At 66.4% G+C, this 2,543-nt stretch carries 3 protein-coding genes; all 3 read right to left on the bottom strand.

Annotated features, from left to right (window positions below; translation table 11 throughout):
• Positions 1–70: 70 nt before the first annotated feature.
• The gene (locus tag ABIR74_RS02300) at positions 71–910 is read right to left on the bottom strand and encodes a radical SAM protein (protein ID WP_348174998.1); all 840 of its coding nucleotides are present in this window, start codon (positions 908–910) and stop codon (positions 71–73) included.
• On the bottom strand, positions 907–1,422 hold the full coding sequence (locus ABIR74_RS02305; protein ID WP_348174999.1) for a carboxymuconolactone decarboxylase family protein: 516 nt from the start codon (positions 1,420–1,422) through the stop codon (positions 907–909). Before ABIR74_RS02305 ends, ABIR74_RS02300 begins: the two co-directional genes overlap by 4 nt.
• A gap of 70 nt (positions 1,423–1,492) precedes the next feature.
• On the bottom strand, positions 1,493–2,543 hold a 1,051-nt coding region (locus ABIR74_RS02310), incomplete at its 5' end, for a methyltransferase domain-containing protein (RefSeq protein ID WP_348175000.1).

The raw sequence follows: 2,543 nt of genomic DNA on the forward strand, positions 1-2,543 counted from the left end.
AGACCGAGGAGGATTCTCATCCCCGAGAGCGTGATCTCTGCGCCCCGCGACCGCGGGGCCATTGTCAAGCTCACCTGATATTGCGCGCCACGTCGGTTCCGACTGGCTGGTCGGAGACGAGCCGCAGAAAACGCTCGGCCGCTCGCTCGAGCGGCGCCACCTGACGTGAGACGAGCAGATCGAGATCCGTGACCCCGTGCCGCACCGTCGGGCCGAACGGATGCAAGAAGGCGCCGTCCGCCGTGATCGTGAGCTCTGGCAGGATGTCCGTGACACCCGGCGTCATTCCCATCCCGGCGAGCTCGGCGCGTCCTCTGCGCACTACCCCACGAACGATGTGATCGTCGTCGGAGATGCCCCAGCTGCGATGGAGGACACAGAGTCGGGCGAGCTCGTCTTCGGTCTGCTCTTCGACGGTCGTCGCAATCCTGACCGTGATGCCGCGCTCGAGGAGAGCCGGGATCGCGCGCTCGACCTTCGCGAAGTTCTCGGGACCACGGAACGCGTCGTTTCGATCGGGCTGATCCGAGTCGAGCGAGATCTGGAGCGCGATGTCGAGCTCCGCGAGAGGCTCGAGCCGGTTCAACAGCCGGTCCGTGAAGAGCGTCGCGTTGGTCAGAGCAACCGTGGGAAGGATCGAGGCGATCTCGGCCAGCGTCTCGGAAGCATGGGGAAGCATGAAGAGCTCCCCACCGGTGATCCCGATCGCACCGAAGCCGAGCTCACGAGCCTCCCGCACGGTGCGGATCATCGTCTCGGCCGACAGCGTTCGCCGGTTGGCGATCGCCGGCATCGACTCCGTCAGGCAGTACCCACAAGCGAGGTTGCAGTGGTACGTCGCGTAGAGCCACAGCCGGTCGCCACAGCGCCCTTCCTCGACGGCGGTCTCGAGCGTCGCCTGCGTGCTCATGCTGTGGGTGGAACGTCGAAGGCGGTACAAAAGTGGTTGAGCATCTGCGTGGCTCCGATCAGGATCGCGAGCTCCACCATCTGGTCGTCGCGGAGGTGGTCGAGCACACGTGCAACGAGCTCGTCAGTGATCGCGCCGGGATCGAGGACATAGCGATCGGCCCACTCGATGATCGTCCGCTCCCGTTCCGCGAGAACGCCCAGAGGGATCTCGTCACACACGGCGGCAAGCTGTTCCTCGTCGACGCCGGATTCGAGTGCCAGCGGTCGGTGCGCCGCGAGGCAGTACCGGCAGGCGTTCAACTGCGACACCCGGACGACGACGAGCTCCTTCGTCGCGAGATCGACAGCACCCTCGTCGTAGATCTGACCGAGGAATGGCAGGAGGGTCTCGAGGAGATCGGGTGCATTGGCGAGCGACCGCTTCAAGGGAGAGGCGGAACCGTCCGCGGCGTAGATCGAGCGGACTGGAAGCGGCGCCTCGTCACGCAGCAGGAGTCGAAGGCGGCTCACGGTCAACCTTTTTTACCAGTAGCCGGCGACCCGGCGCGACGGTAGTAACACTTCAGCAAGGGTTGCTGCCTCACACGGGCCGTCGCATCGTGACACGGATCAGCCGGCGGGGAAGCCCCCCCTCTTCGAACTCCTCGACGTCGAGCAGCTCGAAGGATGCGGTCGCAGACCCTGCAGCGATTCGCTCGACGAGGTCGCGCGTGAAGAAGTGCACCACGAATCCGTCGAGCTCATAGAGATCACCGCCGAGAGACGTGCCCCGGCCATAGTCCGGATCGACCGATGTCCGGGCCGTGTAGATGCAGAGACCAGCCGGGCGCAGAATCCGCCACACCTCCTTCGCGAGGGCGTGCAGGTGCGACTCGCTGAGCGCCATGCAGAACAGCATGTGCGAGTAGCACGCGTCGAACCTCTGGTCGGGAAAGGGCAACGGTTGCCTGACGTCACACTCGACGCTCGAGACCCGCTCCGCAATTCCCTCGGCGCGCGCCTTCTCGGCGATCGTCGCGACCGCGACCGGAGCGAAGTCGACGGACGTCACCGCCAGCCCGGCCCTGGCGAAGAAGAGGGTGTCGCGGCCCTGGCCGCCTCCCAGCTCGAGCAGATCCTGCGCACGGCCCTGACGAAGCGACTCGAGCGTGGCGCGAGCGGGCTCACTCGCCGCGACTCCGTATCGATCGGGTCGCTCACCGAGCGTGGACTCCCAGTGCCTTCTCTGCTCGATCGACGGTCGCCGAGTCTCAGGCGCGCCTGCAGGAGGCGCCATTCCCGGCAGCTCGTTCGCTGCCAGGCTCTCCGATGCGACATGCGCAACGGGCAGGCCGGCCGCGCTCCACTCCTCGAAGCCTCCGATCACGTCTCCGATCCCCTCGTGGCCGAGGCGCCGGAGCGTCGAGGCAGCGAGGCTCGACGACCAGCCGTGGTCGCAGAGCAGAATCGGTGGCGCCCGATCGATGTCGATGTGCGGGTTGGCCCACGGACTTGCGGAGTCGAGCCGCCATTCGAGCACGGTTCGGGGGATATGCACAGAACCGGGGACGATGCCGTGTCGCTCCCTCGCACTCTCCGAGCGGATGTCGATCATCATCGCCCCTGCGAGCTGGCGCTCGTGCGCCTCGACG

The sequence above is a fragment of the Gaiella sp. genome, from assembly GCF_039915195.1.
In the GTDB taxonomy this organism is placed as follows: Bacteria; Actinomycetota; Thermoleophilia; order Gaiellales; family Gaiellaceae; genus Gaiella.